The following is a 13,676-nucleotide window of genomic DNA, read 5'->3' on the forward strand; positions in this document are numbered from 1 at the left end:
AGTTGATACTCCTTGGGCGGAAAGAAGCAGAAGTGCCGTGGCGCATTCCTGCGGCCTGTTGCGACAGCCTTCCCTCAATGAAAATCGCGTGATTGCGGCAATATCCGAACATCGCGCGGATGTCCGCGGGCGTGATCGTGACGCATGCGGGAAGGTTCCTGCACATCGGTTTGAGAAAGCCGAGACAATTCCGCAGTCCGGTCGTGCACGCGGGAAGCCATCAGATGGACCACGCCTTCCTTGCTGCGCTGCACTTCCCCTTCGACCAGCATCAGTCGCGACGCCATGACCGGGCGCCGCTGCAGTTCGAACAGCCGTGCCCACAGCAAGACATTGGTGATCCCCGTCTCATCCTCGATGGTGATGAAGACCGCATTGCCCTTGCCCGGCCGCTGCCGCACCAGCACCACGCCGGCGGTCTTCACCAGCGTCCCATTCTTCGCCGCCGAAGTCCGGGCACAGCTCAGCACCCCCTCCGCCGCGAAGACCGGGCGCAGGAATTGCATCGGATGCCCCTTGAGCGACAGGCGCGTCACCAGATAATCGGCCTCGACATGTTCGGACAGAGCCATGGCGGGGAGCATCGCATCCGGCTCTTCCCCCAATTCCTGCGCCTTGGCGGCGGCAAACAGGGGCAGTTCATTCGCGGGCGTCCGCCGCGCTTCCCAGAGGGCGGCCCGCCGGTCCCGTCCCAGCGACCGGCAGGCATCGGCATCTGCCAGCAACCGCAACGCCCGTGCCGGCAATCCCGCGCGCCGCGCCAGTTCTTCCATGGTGGAAAACAGCCCTTCCTTCCGCGCCGCGACCAGTTGCTTCGCCCAATCCTGGCGAAAACCATCCACCTGACGCAGTCCCAGACGCAGCGCCAGAGCCCGTCCCTCCCCCTCGCCCCGCCCGCTGTCCCGCGACCGCAGCAGCGGTTCGAGCGCATTGTCCCACCCGCTCATATTCACATCGACATCATGCACGGTGACGCCATGATCCCGCGCATCCCGCACGATCTGAGCGGGAGCGTAAAAGCCCATGGGCTGCGAATTGAGCAGCGCGCAGGCGAACACCGCGGGCTGATGACATTTGATCCAGGCCGACACATAGACCAGCCGCGCGAAGGACAACGCATGGCTTTCGGGAAAGCCGTAGCTGCCGAAACCCTCGATCTGCCTGAAGCAGCGTTCCGCGAATTCCGCTTCATAACCCCGCTTCACCATGCCCCTGATCATCTTCTCGCGAAAATGGTGAATGGTGCCGACATTGCGGAATGTCGCCATGGCGCGGCGCAGGGCATCGGCTTCCGTCGGGGTGAAATCCGCCGCAACGATGGCAAGCTTCATCGCCTGCTCCTGGAACAGCGGCACGCCATAGGTCTCGCCAAGCAGTTTCTCCAGCTCATCGGCTGGCCCATGATGCGGCGACGGTCGCGGATAGCTGACCTTCTCATCCCCGCATCGCCGCCGCAGATAGGGATGGACCATATTGCCCTCGATCGGTCCGGGGCGAACGATCGCCACCTGCACGGTCAGGTCATAGATCGAACGCGGCTTCAGGCGCGGCAGCATGTTGATCTGCGCCCGGCTTTCGACCTGAAAGACGCCGATGCTGTCGCCCTTGCACAGCATGTCGTAGACGGCCTCGTCCTGCGCATCGAGATCGACCGTCAGCTGATGGTCGCCCAGCCCCTGTTCCCGCATCAGGTCGAACGCCCGGCGGATGCAGCTCAGCATCCCCAGCGCCAGCACGTCGACCTTCATCAGACCAAGGGCGTCGATGTCATCCTTGTCCCATTCGATGAAACTGCGATCCTCCATCGCCGCATGGTGCAGCGGCACCGTCTCGTCGAGCCGGTTCTGCGTCAACACGAATCCCCCCACATGCTGCGAGAGATGACGCGGAAAGGGCTGGGACAGCAATTGGTCGACGATCGCCTTCAACTGCGCGATCTGCGGATTGTCGAGCGCGAAACCCGCCTCCACGATCCGCGCATCGTTCATGTCGCTGGAATAGCTGCCCCAGACCGTGCTGGAGAGGCGGGCGGCCACATCCTCGCTAAGGCCCAGCACCTTCGCCACTTCCCGCACGGCGCTGCGCGAACGGTAATGGATGACGGTCGCGGCGATCCCGGCACGATGGCGGCCATAGCGTTCATAGATATATTGCATGACCTCCTCGCGCCGCTCATGCTCGAAATCGACGTCGATGTCGGGCGGTTCATTGCGTTCTTCGGATACGAAGCGCGAAAAGAGCAGATCGTGCCTGAGAGGGTCGATGGACGTCACGCCCAGCAGGAAGCACACCATGCTGTTCGCCGCCGATCCGCGTCCCTGGCAAAGGATTCCCTTCGTCCGGGCGAAGGCGACGATGTCATGCACGGTCAGGAAATAATAGGCATAGTTGCGCTTGGCGATGAGACCGAACTCTTCTTCCAGCAACTGGCGCGCCTTCCGGGGAAGACGCGCGCCATAGCGGGCGTGAGCGGCGGACCAGGTCAATTCCTCCAGCCATTGCTGCGCCGTCCATCCTTCCGGCACGGGCTCATGGGGATATTCGTAGGAAAGCTGATCCAGCGTGAAATGCACCCGGTTCAGGAACCCTATGCTTTCCGCCACCGCCTCGGGGCAATCGCGAAACAGATGGGCCATTTCGGCGGGACTATGGATATGCCTTTCCGCATTCGCCTCCAGCAAGCGTCCCGCCTTGGCGATGCCGGTGCCTTCGCGGATACAGCTCAGCACATCCTGCAAGGGGCGCTGCGCCGCGCCGGCATAGAGCGCGTCCATGGTCGCCAGCAATGGTACGCCCGTCGCCACGGACAAAGCCTTGAACTGCGCCAGCCGCCGCGCGTCCCGTCCGTCCCGGCGCAATGCCGCCGCCAGCCAGACCCGGCGCGGGGCAAGGCGCGACAATCGGGCCAGCAATCCTTCCAGGTCGGACGGAGCAGGCGGCGGCACGAGGCTGAGATGACCCTGCCTGATCGCTTCCTTCGACGGCCGGTCGTCATAATCATATTTCACCGGCTGGCGATGCGCGGTCTGCCGGGTCGCGGTCGAGCCAGGCATTACGATCAGCAGCAGGTCATCCAGATAGGCCGTCAGATCCTCATAACGCAGGATGCAATCGCCCTTCACCGATCGGAGATTGCCGACGGTCAGCAATTTGGTGAGTTCGCCCCAGCCCCGCCGCGTCGCCGGATAGGCGACGATGTCCGGCGTGCCGTCCACGAAGACCAGCCTGGCGCCGACGATCAGCCGCAGGTCGGTCCGGCAGGCGCGCTCCTCCTCTGCATCGAGTTCCAGCGGCTGTCCCGCTTCCTTGCGCGCCTCCAGCAAGCCGGCGCGCATCCGTTCGGGCCAACGCTTGCGCGCGACATGGGCGCGAACTACTCCGGCGACGCTATTGCGGTCGGCTATTCCCAACCCTTCAAGCCCCTGGGCAATAGCGCATGTCACCATGTCCTGCGGATGGGACGCGCCGCGCAGGAAGGAGAAATTGGTGGCCGCCACCAACTCGGCAAAGGGCGGCGCCTCCGGCCCGACCGGCGGAGGCTCGCCGCGCGATTTGCGCCGCCCCTTTTCCCGCCCGGCTTCCAGCGCGTTCCGTTCGCGCCTGTCGATGGATCTGGGCCTGGACGGATCAGGCCCCTTGCCATGCCGTTTCATGCGAACAGGCCATGGATGTACCAGCCGGGATGCTCTGCCTCGGCGCCGTAAAGTCCATGACGAAAAATCCAGTAACGCCGTCCGCGCGCATCCTCGACCCGGTAATAATCGCGGGTCAGCCCCACGCTTTCGCCTCCCAGCGCGCCATTGCTGGCGGTCCACCACTGGGGCGCGATGCGTTCGGGGCCTTCATAGCGCGTCACTTCATGCAATATCTTGCGCCACCGGAAACGATGGGGCGGGCCGTCGGGCACCTCTGCCACCACATCGATCGGCTGGGGCGGATCGAACAGATGGAGCGGGCGCATGGGCGGCTCCTCCTGCGCGCCTTGCGGCCAGTTCATGGGCGCCCGGCTTTCCACTGCGGGCAGTGCAAGCTGGGCCTGTTCGGGGATATGGCTGTCCCTCGGATGAAGCCGCTGGATGCGCGCCCGGCCCGCCCGGATCGACAGCCGGTCGACCAGGGCGGAGACGCTTTCCTCGCGACGTGCTTCTCCACCCTCCAGCGCCAGTTGCGTCGGCGCCATCGGTTCTGTCTGCGGCACCGTGAGGCGCAACATGTCGAAACCGAAACCGGGATCGAGCGGATCGGACAGCGCATCGATCCGTTCCTGCACCAATCGCATGATCGCAGGCGCATCGCGCACCGGCAGGCCCGTTTCCACCCGCAATGGAAAGGCAAGGCCATCGCTGCGAAAGAACAGCGTCTCGAAGCGCCGCCCCCCCTGGCCGCGTTCGCTGAGGCGATCCCCCGCCTCGGCCGCCATCTCCTCCAGCGTCCTGAGGGCAAAGGCGGTGCTGCCCATGGGTTCGGCAAAACGGCGCTCGATCCGGATCGCCGGGCGCAACTGCCGGGGCGCGAGCGGCCGCCGGCCAAGGCCGAGCAGGTTATTCAGCACATCCACAGCCTCCTCGCCGAAGCGCGACGCCAGCACCGCCGCCGGTCGCGCTGCCAGATCGCCCACGGTACGAAGCCCCGCACGACGCAGCGCCACCGCGCTTCCCTCCTCCAGCCGCAATGCCTCCACCGGCAGGCGTCGCAGCGCCGCATCCTCATCCGCCGTCGCCCCGACCGGAAAACGGCACAGGGCGTGCGCACCCTCCGCCGTTCCGGCAAGGGCATGACGCACCCGCATGCCATGGCGCTCCAGCCGTTCTGTCGCTTCGCGCGCCAACATCTCCTCGCCGCCCCAGAGATGCGCACAGCCGGTAATGTCGAGCATCAGGCCGAAGGGCGAATCCAGCGCCGCCACCGGCGTATAGCGGGCGCAACCGTCGCACAGCCGCTCCAGCCAATCCTGATCGCCATGGGGATCGGCATCGAACACGCGCAGATCGGGCTCGCGCGCACGCGCATCGGCCAGCGTCATGCCGGGCGTCAGGCCCAGTGCCAGGGCATCCGCGTCGAGCGTCGCGAGCCGCATCGCGCCGCGCACCTGCTCGACGACGACGCCCGGCCCTTCGCCCTGCGCCGTCCAGAGATCAGGCCGCGCGATCCGCAGCCGGTCGATCGGCAGGAACGGGAACCACAGCGCCAGATAGCGGCGCCTGCCGATCTCGTCCTGCGCCGTTCTTTCCGCCTGCATCCTGCCCGCTGCCATTCCGTTCCCAGGCATCCTGTTCCCAAGCGCCCTTTCCAAGGTCATGGCGTTCATCGCGCCCACCTCCACTCTGTTCAAACATGCCCAGGCCATTGTCCCAGACCAGCCGCCAGCCAAGCCCATCCCGCCCCGCCCGCCGCCGCATCAGATACAGGTCGAAGGCGCTTCTGCCCGGCCCGCCTCCCGGCAAGGTCGGTGAGGGCGCCGCCGCCACGCGCCAGCGCGTGTCCGCTGCGCTGGGCACTGGGTCGCCGCCCACGCGCAGCATGAAGGCCGTGACGCCGGATGCCTCCGCCGCCAGCGCCAGCCGTCGGCTGGCCGTCAGGTCGAGCAAGGGCGCCGGACCGCGCAATTCCACCACCAGCGATCCCAAGGCGGGGCAACGCAGCGCATCGACCGCCGCCCGCAACAGCATGGCATCATCAACCATCACCCCGATCAGCAGCCGCGACGGATCAATGCCCAATGCCGCCAATCCGGGGCCATAGAGCATCCCTCCGGCTCGACCGGCCGCCGCCGTGCGCAGCCAGAGCAAAGGCGCTTCTCCTGCCGCCAACCTCGCGAGGATGGAGGCCAGGCCTGCCGCCGCCGCCATTTCCTCCGTCGCGGCGAAGAATTCATGCACCCGGCCCCGCGCCAAACCTCCATCCAGCGCCTGGTCGAGCGGGGCATATCCAGTTTCCACGCGCGCATGCGGCTGCGCGGCTGGAACGCTCTCCAGCGATGCGATATGCCGCCTGAGGGCAGCAAGGGTCTTCACCGACTCAGCCATATAATGTTCCCTATTTGTTCTTTTCGTCCCGATGACGCGTCCTGTCAATCGGGCGCGCAAGGGACGAGCCGGAAAGATGCGGGCGAGGGACGATGCAGCCGCGCGGCGCTTATGGGAATGTGCCCGCCCTATGCCATGAGGCCAGGTGCCGGCAGGTCATGCCTTGGCCGAAAGAGCGCTCAGTTCCTCCAGGTCCAGGTCGCGCTCCAGTTCCTGAAGCGTCTTTTCGTCAATCTCTCCGGTCCGGTGGAGGCGCAGCAATTCCGCCCGACCCGCGGCGATCGCCTTCAGCACCAGATCGAAATGAGCGTGGAGCATCTCCGAAAACTGTTCCTCCTGCCCGGCATAGTCGGCCGACAATTCGGCATGGCGCCGATACCGTTCGAGCAGCCTTGGATGAAGCAGCGTGCCCTCCGCATCATAGGCGTGCCGCTCCACGACACCGACCTGCGCCTGTGCCATGGCGGCTTCGGCCTCGCTCATCGTCATGCGCGGGCGGTCGCTTTCCGGTTCCTCCAGCTTCACCAGCCGGATCACGGCGCCCAGCGTCGTTCCCTGCAGCAGCACGGTGCCGATGATGACAGCGAAAGACGCCGTCAGGATGAAGTCGCGGCCGGGGAAGTCCGCCGGGACGCTGAGCGCCACGGCCAGCGTCACCACCCCGCGCATCCCCGCCCAGCTCAATATGGTGGCCGCCCGGAACCCCATAGGGCGATAACCGCACAGGCCGGTCGCCCTCAGCCCGGCGATCACCGCGTCCGATCCGAAAACCCAGAGGAAACGGGCGACGGTCAGTGCCGCCAGGATCGCCAGGACAGGCAATGCCATCTCGTCCAGCACCACCCCGAAACCGCCGACGCGTTCGATCACGTCGCGCAGCGACGATCCGATGAGGAGGAACACAAAGGCCTCCATCAGGAAGATCATCACCGCCCAGAAGGCCGTGCCGTTCATCCTGACCATGGCAGGGAAGACGACATGCTGGTACCAGCCGCAGATAAGGCCGGTGGTGACGGTCGCGATCACGCCCGAGACATGGATGGATTCCGCCAGCAGATAGGATGCCCATGGCGCCAGCAGCGAGGAAGCGATCATCAGATATTTGTCGTCCAGCCGCTTGACCGCCAGCACCCAGAGCGCACCGACGGCGATGCCGATCAGCGCGCCGCCCGCGGCCAGGATGACGAAGCTCTGCAAGGCGTCGACCATGCTGAAGGCGCCAGTGGCTACCGCAGCTATGGCAAAGCGGAAGAGCACCAGCCCCGTGGCGTCGTTGAACAGGCTTTCCCCTTCCAGCAGGATGGAGAGGCGACGGGGCAAATGGACACGCTGCAACACGGCGCGGGCGGACACGGCGTCAGGCGGCGAGACAATGGCGCCCAGGGCCGCGCAGGCTGCCCAGGGCAGGCCCGGCACCAGCCAGTGCGCAACCACGGCCACGACGACCGTGGTGAAGACCACCGCCCCCAGGGCAAGCGCCATTATGCCGAACATATGCCGCCGAAGGTGCCGCAGCGCGATGAACCAGGCGCCATCCATCAACAGCGGCGGCAGGAAGATCACGAGCACCAGTTGCGGGTCGAGCGAGATCACCGGCAAGCCCGGCAAAAAGGCGAACAGCGCGCCCCCGGCCAGCAGCGCGACGGCCGGCGGCAGGCCCAGCCTGTTGGCCGCATAATGCAGGACGATGATCGCCAGCAGCATCACGATCACCAGTTCGAACATCTCCATCGGGTGCATATCTCCCTCTTCCAATCGGGCTGGATAGCCGCTGGCGGACCCCGGACCAAGCGGGCGGCGATCAAGACCCCTATGAAAAGCGCCACAGTCCATCCAGAAAGGCAATATATGCAATCAATGCGTGGAGTGGTCCTGCCCCATGACAGAGAAAAAACTGCCCTGGTGGCGCGGCGCCGCCATTTACCAGATCTATCCCCGCAGCTTCGCCGATTCCAATGGTGACGGCATAGGCGACCTTCCGGGCATCACCGCGCATCTGCCCTATGTCGCGTCGCTTGGGGTGGATGCCATCTGGCTTTCTCCCTTCTTCAAGAGCCCCATGCGCGATTTCGGCTATGACGTGTCGGACTATTGCGATGTCGACCCGATCTTCGGCACGCTTGCGGATTTCGACGCCCTGGTGGCACGGGCGCATGAACTGGGCCTGCGCATCATCGTCGATCAGGTCTGGGCGCATACGTCCGATGAGCACCCCTGGTTCGTCGAAAGCCGCTCAAGCCGCGACAATGCCAGGGCGGACTGGTATGTCTGGGCGGATCCAAAGCCGGATGGAACGCCGCCCAACAACTGGCAGTCGGTTTTCGGAGGCCCGGCCTGGACCTGGGATGCGCGGCGCGGCCAATATTATATGCACCAGTTCCTGACGCAGCAGCCGCAACTGCACCTGCATCATCCTCAGGTGCAGGAAAGCGTGTTCGACATCATCCGTTTCTGGCTGGACCGGGGCGTCGACGGTTTTCGTATCGACGCGATCAACCATTCGATGCACGACCCGCGACTGCGCGACAACCCGCCCGCCCCCGAAGACGGCAAGGTCCGCACGCGCCCCTTTGATTTCCAGATCAAGAAATACAGCCAGAGCCATCCCGACATTCCACTGTTCCTGGAAAAGGTCCGGAAAGTCTTCGACGAATATGAAGACCACTTTACCGTGGCCGAAGTCGGCGGCGAAAACAGCGACATCGAAATGAAGGCCTTCACCCAGGGAAATAGCCGGCTGAACACCGCTTATGGCTTCGATTTTCTCTATGCGCCGGACCTGAACGCCGATTTCCTGAGGACGGCGCTTGTCAAATGGCCAGCCCAGACTCATGCGGGCTGGCCAAGTTGGGCGTTCGAAAATCACGATGCTCCCCGCGCCATCTCGCGCTGGGCCAAGGACAGGGACGCGGAAGCCTATTGCCGGATGAAGATGCTGCTGCTGGCCTGTCTGCGCGGCAATATCTTCCTTTATTATGGCGAGGAGCTGGGGCTGCCGCAGGTCGACATCGCCTTCGAGGATCTGCAGGATCCCGAAGCCATCGCCAACTGGCCGCTGACCCTATCCCGCGATGGCGCGCGAACGCCGATGCCATGGCGGTCCGATGCGCCCTATATGGGGTTTTCCGAGGCCAGGCCGTGGCTGCCGATGGGGGAAACGCATCGCGCCCTTGCCGTCGACGTGCAGGAGGCGCGGCCGGATTCCCTCCTGCACTGGACGCGACGGGTGCTGGCGCTGCGCAATGGGTCGCTTGCATTGCGGGCGGGCGCCATCCATTTCCGGGACGCTCCCGATGACCTGCTCCTTTTCGAACGCGCGCATGAGGATGAACGGCTGCTCTGCGCCTTCAACCTCGGCAGCCAGCCAGTCGCCTGGGCCCTCCAGGAGCCGTGCCAGCCACTGCTGACGACAGGCGGAGTGGAAAGCCGGCTCTTCCCGGCGGCGTCCGGCATGGTTGCAAGGATCGTCACCCCGGCACGATAATATCCATCGCCCTCATGCTGCACCGAGCGGTCGGCGCGCAACAGACATGCGGAAAGCGGATATTTTCTTAATCCAGATCAGATCGCCGCGCGAACTTTCGGCTTTCCGTAATTTCCTGGCCGGTCGGTCCCATAGAAGGGAGGCCGGCGGTGCCGTTCGCTGTCATCTGGTCGGATTTGCATTCGGCAAGTGGCAAAAGCGCGCCATCCGCGATTGTTCCGGGTCACTCTTTTCCATCACGCAAAACATGGTGGCTGCACGCTCGGCGGCCTCGGCCCGTGCATTGGCCGCTGCGGCATCCTGTTGCGCGACCGCCGCGGTGGAAGCCTGCATCTGCGCGTCGGCGTCGGCGCGCTGGCGGCTCTCGCCAATGGCCGTATCCGCAAATTGCTGCGCCTCGACCGCAGCACGGATCGCCGCCTGCTCCTTGTCGCTCTTGAGCTGCTCCTGCGCCAGCCGCAAGACCGCCTCCACGCGCGCGGCCAATAGGAGGCCGCGCAAGCGCCGGAAGTGGAAATCCGCCCTTTGCAGTCCGTCGGAACGGAAGTCCGTCCCGGTGCGATCAGCCTACGAAGGCGCGCTCGATCACATAGGCGCCCGGCGCGGCGTTGGAGCCTTCGGCAAAGCCCTGTTCCTCGAAATAGGTGCCGAACTGCTTGATCATCTCCATGCTGCCGCACATCATGATCCGGTCGGTTTCCGGATTGAACCTCGCCTCGCCCGGAATGCCTTCGAACAAGGTGCCGGTTTCCATCAGCTTGTCGATGCGCGCATTGTTCCGAAACGGTTCGCGCGTCACGGTCGGCACATAGTGAAACTGGTTTGCCGCCTGCTCAGCCACCAGCGGATCTTCCGCCAGCTTGCCTGACAGCTCGTCATGAAAGGCAAGGTCGCTGACACGGCGCACCGAATGCACGACCACGACCTGCTCATAAAATTCGTAGACGTCCGGATCGCGCGCCAGGCTGAGGAAAGGCGCCAGGCCCGTGCCGGTCGACAGCATGAACAATCGCTTGCCGGGCAACAAGGCGTCGGTGACGAGCGTGCCGGTCGGCTTGCGCCCAAGATAGATCTGGTCGCCCGGCTGGATCAGTTGCAGCCTGGACGTCAGCGGGCCGTCCTGCACCTTGATCGACAGGAATTCCAGTTCCTCGTCCCAGGCGGGGCTGGCGACGGAATAGGCGCGCAGCAACGGCTTGCCATTATCGCCTTGCAGCCCGATCATCACGAACTCGCCCGACCGGAAGCGGAAGCTGGCCGGCCGCGTGATGCGGAAGCTGAAAAGATGCTCGTTCCAATGCCGCACCGACAGCACGGTTTCCACGGAAAGCGCGCCGGTCGGTTCCAATGCCGGCTTTTCGATCGTCACGTCGTTCAAACCTTTTCCCCTGCCAGATTCAGGGCGACTGTCGCTGGGCAAGAGCGTCAGTTGCGTCAGCTTCGCAATAGGCGATGCAGCGCGAATGCCCCCTGGGGCGTTCCAAGGCAAGGTGAAAAAAACTTGTCGGGGCGAAAGCTGATGGCCATCCGCCTCGGTTCAGGACCGCGGGCAAAGGGGTGGCACTGCCCGGCGTCCGGGAACACAGCAGGAAGGATCGCCGGGTCGCGGCCCAAGCAATGCACGATAGGCGGGCATGCAGGCACCGTCCCGCATCCGCTCGCTGAAGGAAGATAGGCCATGCGCCTGCGCTTGGCCGCTCAACAGCATGGCAATGGCGGCGCCGCGCAGCAGACCCCCCGGCATGATGACTTCCCCTGCTTGGGACACCGACACGTCCATCCCCAGGGCCAGCTTATAAGGGATTCTCTATCCAAAAGCATACCCCATCGGAGGTATGCTTTCACCATCGGCAGCAAAAGCCGGTCGAAAATGCCCGCTTACCATCGCGATCCCGGCCCCCTGGACAGGGAAGGCCGCGCGAATTGTCAGCCGAAGAGACCCTTTGCAAGGCCGCCCAGTTCGTTGAGCGGATTGCCGTCGCCGTCCCGGTCGAACAGCCCGCCGATCTTCGACAATATGGCTTCAGGTCCGCCGAACTGCGCAAACAGTTCCTGCAATTTGTCGGCCGACACGCCATGCTCGGCAGCCGTGGTCGCAAGAGCTGCGACATCGGTTTCGCCCGCCCCGATCTTGCCGCCTATTTCGCTCATCAGGGCCTGCATCTGCTCAGGCTGAAGGCCGATCCTGGCGGCCACCGCCTCCAGTCCGCCCATATTTCCGATCAAATCGTCAAAAAGCGCCATAGCTCATGTCCCGCCAATGATTTGCCACAGGATAGCATTGCGGCCGGCAGATCGAAAGCGAAAGAGGTTGGCCGAAAACGAAGGAGGCCGGAAGATCTCTCCACCGGCCTCCTTCGAAAGGGGTCGCGCCTGTCAGGCGGCCGTCAATGCCGCCTCGCGCACGGAGGCGTCGACATGATTTTCGAACTGGGCGAAATTGTCGACAAACTGCTTTACCAGCTTGCCCGCCGTCTCGTCATAGGCCGCCTTGTCGTTCCAGGTCGCCCGCGGATCGAGGATGGTCTTATCGACGCCCGGCACCGCCACCGGCACCTGGAACCCGAAATTGGGGTCGGTGCGGAATTCGGCATCGTTGAGGCTGCCGTCCAGCGCCGCGTTCAGCAACGCGCGGGTCACCTTGATCGGCATGCGCTGGCCAACGCCATATTTGCCGCCGGTCCAGCCGGTATTGACCAGCCAGCAGGTGACGCCGCCCTTGTTGATCCTCTCCTTCAGCAGATTGCCGTAGACCGACGGATGGCGCGGCATGAAGGGCGCGCCGAAGCAGGTGGAGAAGGTCGCCGAAGGCTCCGTCACACCGATCTCGGTCCCCGCGACACGCGCGGTATAGCCCGACAGGAAGTGATACATGGCCTGGTCCGGCGTCAGACGCGCAATCGGCGGCAGCACTCCATAGGCATCGGCGGTCAGGAAGATGATGTTCTTCGGCACCGGCCCCAGATTCTTCTCCGACGCGTTCGGGATGAAGTCGATCGGGTAGGAACCGCGGCTGTTCTCGGCCAGGCTGTTGTCGTCCAGGTCGATCTCGCGCGTTTCCTCGTCGATCACGACATTTTCCAGCACCGTGCCGAAACGCTTGGTGGTGGCGAAGATCTCCGGCTCGGCCTCGGCCGACAGGTTGATCATCTTGGCATAGCAGCCGCCCTCGAAATTGAAGACGGCGGTGTCCGACCAGCCATGCTCGTCATCGCCGATCAGCGTGCGGCTGGCATCGGCCGACAGGGTGGTCTTGCCCGTGCCCGACAGGCCGAAGAAGACGGCGGTGTCGCCGTTCGGGCCGATATTCGCCGAACAGTGCATGGGCATCACGCCGCGCGTGGGCAGCAGATAGTTGAGGATGCCGAACACCGACTTCTTCATCTCGCCGGCATAGCGGGTGCCGCCGATCAGGATCAGCTTCTCGGTGAAGTTGACCGCGATGACGGTTTCGCTGCGGCTGCCGTGGCGCGCCGGATCGGCGCGGAAGGTCGGCAGGTCGATGATCGTATATTCTGGCATGAAGCCCGCCAGCTCATCCGCGCCCGGACGGACCAGCAGCGTGCGGATGAACAGGTTGTGCCACGCGAATTCGTTGATGATGCGCACATTGACGCGGTGCTCGGGCTGCGATCCGCCGAACAGGTCCGCGATGTAGAGCTTGTCCTTCTGTCCCAGCGCCGCGAAAAAGTCGGCCTTGAGAGCGGCGAAATGCTCCGGCGTCATGGGGACGTTGGTCTTGCCCCACCAGACGGTGGATTCGGTTTCCGCGTCCCTGACGATGAACTTGTCGCTGGCCGACCGGCCGGTATGCTTGCCCGTCTTTACGACCAGCGGGCCGTCCTTGGCCAAAATGCCTTCGCCATTGGCGAGCGCGGCTTCGACCAGCGGCGCGGTACCCAGATTCCAATATTGAACAGCGCCGGTGGAAATACCCTGCTGATCGAGGGTGAAAGGGGATTTGGCCTGCACGCCTATACTCCTGAATATCATTATCGGTCCGCCTCCCAACGCCGCGATCTTCCTGCCGCTTGGCGCCGTCTGCTGCAGACGCATCGGGCATAGGCCTTTGCATAAAGCGCGTCAAACCCCCGAAAACTTCACGCCTGCTGCATTTATCCCGAATTCCCATGACTACACCGCATAACCCCCCTGCCGACCTTCCT

General features: G+C 64.3%; 9 protein-coding genes. 1 reads left to right on the forward strand and 8 read right to left on the reverse strand.

The window, feature by feature from the left end; genetic code table 11:
- Positions 1–74: 74 nt before the first annotated feature.
- The 4 genes from MRBLMC3_RS05565 to MRBLMC3_RS05580 all read right to left on the reverse strand — a co-directional run bounded on the left by MRBLMC3_RS05565 (position 75) and on the right by MRBLMC3_RS05580 (position 7,766).
- A complete protein-coding gene (locus tag MRBLMC3_RS05565) occupies positions 75–3,653 on the reverse strand; it encodes an error-prone DNA polymerase (RefSeq protein WP_363755173.1) in 3,579 nt (1,192 codons plus the stop codon).
- Positions 3,650–5,239 (reverse strand): Y-family DNA polymerase, encoded by a 1,590-nt coding sequence (locus MRBLMC3_RS05570; RefSeq protein ID WP_363826458.1) that lies wholly within the window; start codon positions 5,237–5,239, stop codon positions 3,650–3,652. Before MRBLMC3_RS05570 ends, MRBLMC3_RS05565 begins: the two co-directional genes overlap by 4 nt.
- Positions 5,136–6,026 (reverse strand): ImuA family protein, encoded by an 891-nt coding sequence (locus MRBLMC3_RS05575; protein WP_363826461.1) that lies wholly within the window; start codon positions 6,024–6,026, stop codon positions 5,136–5,138. Before MRBLMC3_RS05575 ends, MRBLMC3_RS05570 begins: the two co-directional genes overlap by 104 nt.
- Before the next feature lie 156 nt (positions 6,027–6,182).
- The gene (locus MRBLMC3_RS05580; RefSeq protein WP_363826464.1) at positions 6,183–7,766 is read right to left on the reverse strand and encodes a Na+/H+ antiporter; all 1,584 of its coding nucleotides are present in this window, start codon (positions 7,764–7,766) and stop codon (positions 6,183–6,185) included.
- 139 nt (positions 7,767–7,905) lie between these two features.
- On the opposite strand from MRBLMC3_RS05580, the gene MRBLMC3_RS05585 reads away from it, so the two are divergent.
- On the forward strand, positions 7,906–9,510 hold the full coding sequence (locus tag MRBLMC3_RS05585) for an alpha-amylase family glycosyl hydrolase (protein ID WP_363826467.1): 1,605 nt from the start codon (positions 7,906–7,908) through the stop codon (positions 9,508–9,510).
- 162 nt (positions 9,511–9,672) lie between these two features.
- Here the strand turns inward: MRBLMC3_RS05585 and MRBLMC3_RS05590 are convergent, their stop codons facing one another.
- The 4 genes from MRBLMC3_RS05590 to MRBLMC3_RS05605 all read right to left on the reverse strand — a co-directional run bounded on the left by MRBLMC3_RS05590 (position 9,673) and on the right by MRBLMC3_RS05605 (position 13,482).
- Entirely contained in the window at positions 9,673–9,972 is a 300-nt protein-coding gene (locus tag MRBLMC3_RS05590; RefSeq protein WP_363826470.1) for a hypothetical protein, read from the reverse strand.
- A 100-nt stretch (positions 9,973–10,072) separates the two neighbouring features.
- Positions 10,073–10,888: a ferredoxin--NADP reductase gene (locus tag MRBLMC3_RS05595; RefSeq protein ID WP_363826473.1), complete on the reverse strand. Its 816-nt coding sequence runs from the start codon at positions 10,886–10,888 to the stop codon at positions 10,073–10,075.
- A 548-nt stretch (positions 10,889–11,436) separates the two neighbouring features.
- Complete coding sequence (locus MRBLMC3_RS05600) at positions 11,437–11,754, reverse strand: hypothetical protein (protein WP_133654826.1); 318 nt, start codon at positions 11,752–11,754, stop codon at positions 11,437–11,439.
- 132 nt (positions 11,755–11,886) lie between these two features.
- Positions 11,887–13,482 (reverse strand): phosphoenolpyruvate carboxykinase, encoded by a 1,596-nt coding sequence (locus MRBLMC3_RS05605; RefSeq protein ID WP_363826476.1) that lies wholly within the window; start codon positions 13,480–13,482, stop codon positions 11,887–11,889.
- Positions 13,483–13,676 lie beyond the last annotated feature (194 nt).

Origin of the sequence: Sphingobium sp. LMC3-1-1.1 (genome assembly GCF_040676285.1) — a bacterium.
In the GTDB taxonomy this organism is placed as follows: domain Bacteria; phylum Pseudomonadota; class Alphaproteobacteria; order Sphingomonadales; family Sphingomonadaceae; genus Sphingobium.